We start from the raw sequence: 3,053 nt of genomic DNA, 5'->3' as shown, positions 1-3,053 counted from the left end.
TCGCCGGCGGCTCGGCCGCGGTCACCACCCTCACCACCCTCGCCGCGGCTCCGGCAACCTCCGACCTCCAGGCGATCGACCACGGCGCCATGCTCTCCGGGCTATGGCATGATGGTGGCCATGGACCAGCGGTGATGGCGGCGTTCTAGGCCACTCCGCACCGCATCAGCCGAAAACACAACCGCCGCCCAGAGCAATCCGGGCGGCGGTTTTTTGTTTCCGAAACGGGGATTTCCGCCCGCTATGGCCTCAAAAATCCTCTATCTAGAGCGGCATAGGCCGTGATAGCCGTGTGGATGGATCAAGCGGACTCGGTTTATTTGGGGGGGATTATGGCAAATCAGGCAGCGATTGTGCAGCCGCAAGACAGTTTCAGCGGCGGCCCGGGAGACGATACCTATACCGGGACTCCTGGCGACGACACGGCTTCGGGCAACGGCGGTAATGACAGGTTGTACGGCGGAGCGGGTGCCGACACGCTCGACGGCGGCGACGGTAACGATTTCCTTGTATCTCATGCACTCAGCGCGAATTGGCCCGCCGGCGCATGGATTAATCTTGGCGGCAGCTCCGCCGACACATTTACCGATCATGATGTCCTCACCGGCGGTGCCGGCGACGACATGATCTTCTCGGGTTATGGTGATACGGTCGACGGGGGCTCGGGGAGCAATCTTCTCTATATCAATCTCGGCGGCGCGACATCGGGTGTAACGGTTGATTTCTATCAGCTCTCCACAGTCGGATCCGTCATCGTCGGCGGCGGCATCATCTCCAACATCGGCGCGATCGTCGATATTCAAGGCAGCAATTTCGCCGATACCATTCATGACTACAGCACGTCGCTTTCGCCGGGATCGTCGCTTTACGGCTTGGGCGGCGACGACCACCTTACGAGCAGCTATTACACCAAGCTGGTCGATGGCGGAGTCGGCAACGACACAATCGACGCCTGGGCATCGGTCTATCAGGTCGAGGTGGACGGCGGCGCCGGGGACGATACCATCACAGGCCCCTATCAGCCTGGCTTGGTCAGCGGCGGCGACGGCAACGACACGATATACGGTACGGCTGGGTCGATTCACGGGGACGCCGGAAACGATCACGTCTTCGCTGACAACAACAGCTCGTATCCGGCCACGCTCTATGGCGATGACGGCGATGACGAGATTATCGCCAAAGCGGGCACAGGTGCGATCATGTATGGTGGCGCGGGCGCCGACATCCTTCGCGGAAGCGACAAGGCTTCATCGATCTCCACCGACGTCTCGTCGAGCACCAGCAGCAGTGTGCGTACGGCGGACGACAAGCTCGATCACGATCAGGTGTTCGGCGGGTCGGGCAACGAATTCGTCTCGATCGGCCTCGGCGACTATGCGGATGGCGGCGACGGCACGGACTATCTGTCAATCTCGTTCCGCGCGGCGAGCGCGGGCGTCACGCTCGATACGGCCAGTGTCCTTGGTGGCGGAACGCATTCGTTCATGGGCACCACCATCAGCAATTTCGAAGCCATGGAAACGCTGTGGGGCTCCAACTTCTCCGACACGCTAACTGTCAGGGAAACCGCAGACCTCCCGATCGTATATCCCGGACTGCGCCTTACCGTGTACGCCGGAGACGGCAACGACTTCGTCACCGTTGGATCCGGTGAGGCTGAATTGCATGGCGAAGGCGGCAACGACGTCCTGAATGGCGGTACGGGCAACGACCTTCTGGAAGGAGGCGCGGGTCGCGATGAACTGCATGGTGGCGACGGCAACGACAACATCATTATCTCGAATGTCACCGATCTGGTAGCCGGAGAAGTGATGGATGGTGGTGCAGGCACCGATACGCTGTCGATCAACACGGGCGGCGGCGCATTGGATTTCACCACGAGCACCATTACCGGCTTCGAAATTGTTGGCGGGGTCAGTTTCGATGCCTCCCTTCGGTTCAACGTCGCGCAGCTCGCTGGGATCACTCGTTTCTCGATCGTGGATATACATCTCGCCGATTCCGGATCGCTCACAATGGCCGGTGTCACTCTCGACCGCACCAACATCTATCTTTCCGCTGCCGGCAACACGCTCGACCTACGGGGCGTGGTCAACGCAGTTGGAGGCATTGTGAATGGCGATGCCGGAAACGACACGGTGTTCGGCTTTATCAATACCAGCAACACGGTTCAGGGCGGCGGCGGTGACGATCAGTTGCACGGCGGTGACAGTTACGACTTCATAGGCGGTGGCAGCGGCAACGACCGTTTGTACGGTGGCGGCGGCAACGATAGCCTTGACGGTGGGGCGGGCGATGACGTGATCGACGGCGGTACGGGTACCGATCGTCTCTATGGCGGCACTGGCAACGACGTCTTTTACGTCGACCAGCAAACCGACGTGGTGTTCGAGAATGCCGGCGAAGGTACCGACACAGTGATCTCGACGTCGAACTTCTACCTCTATGCAAACATCGAGAATCTGACCCTGGCGGCGGGTGCGGGCAACATTTTCGGCGTCGGCAATGAGCTGGCCAATACCATCACCGGCAATGAGGGCGACAACCTCCTCTTGGCGGGTGCGGGAGCCGATATCGTCCATGGCGGCGCGGGGGTCGACACCATCTACGGCGAGGACGGCAACGACCAGCTTTACGGTGATGCCGGCAACGATGTGATCATCGGCGGCGCGGGCAACGACGTGATCGACGGAGGTGTGGGTACTGACCGCCTCTATGGTGGTGTCGGCGACGACGTCTTCTATGTCGATCAGCAAAGCGACGTAGTATTCGAGAATGCCGGCGAAGGCACCGACACCGTCGTCTCCACCTCGAACTTCTATCTCTACGCCAATATCGAGAATCTGACCCTGGCGTCGGGTGCCGGCAACATCTTCGGTGTCGGCAATGAGCTGGCCAACGTCATCACCGGCAATGAGGGCGACAACCTTCTCCTGGGAGGCGGCGGAGCGGACACGATCCATGGCGGTGTCGGCGCCGACACCATCTATGGCGATGACGGCAACGACCAGCTCTTCGGCGATGCCGGCAACGATGTGGTGGTTGGCGGTGCC

General features: G+C 60.7%; 1 pseudogene. It reads left to right on the top strand.

The window, feature by feature from the left end:
• Positions 1 to 332: 332 nt before the first annotated feature.
• A pseudogene (locus SPR01S_RS20855) lies at positions 333 to 3,053 on the top strand (hypothetical protein); the annotation flags it as partial.

Source organism: Sphingomonas pruni NBRC 15498 (assembly GCF_001598455.1).
In the GTDB taxonomy this organism is placed as follows: domain Bacteria; phylum Pseudomonadota; class Alphaproteobacteria; order Sphingomonadales; family Sphingomonadaceae; genus Sphingomonas; species Sphingomonas pruni.
The sequence above is the reverse complement of the archived record's forward strand: the minus strand, read 5'-3'. Positions and strand labels throughout refer to the sequence as shown.